The 220-nt window shown below is 56.8% G+C and carries 1 rRNA gene; it reads right to left on the bottom strand.

The features are described from left to right. Nucleotides 1-219, bottom strand: a 23S ribosomal RNA gene (locus NQ038_RS15310); the annotation flags it as partial. Between the last annotated feature and the right edge of the window lies 1 nt (nt 220).

The following is a 220-nucleotide window of genomic DNA, read 5'->3' as shown; positions in this document are numbered from 1 at the left end:
GGAAAACAGTCAACCCCCGCCACACACATTTCGCCTACAGGACTCTCACCCACTCCGGTCAGCCATCCCAGACTGTTCGACTACACGCGCAACAAAGGGCTCCGACCATGTGGAATCGGACAACCACTCCCCACAACACCACGCACACAACCCCCACACGGTACATACATGCACGCAGTTTAGGCTCCTCCGCTTTCGCTCGCCACTACTCACAGAATCA

The sequence above is a fragment of the Brevibacterium sp. 50QC2O2 genome, assembly GCF_024580675.1.
GTDB classification, from domain to species: domain Bacteria; phylum Actinomycetota; class Actinomycetes; order Actinomycetales; family Brevibacteriaceae; genus Brevibacterium; species Brevibacterium moorei.
The sequence above is the reverse complement of the archived record's forward strand: the minus strand, read 5'-3'. Positions and strand labels throughout refer to the sequence as shown.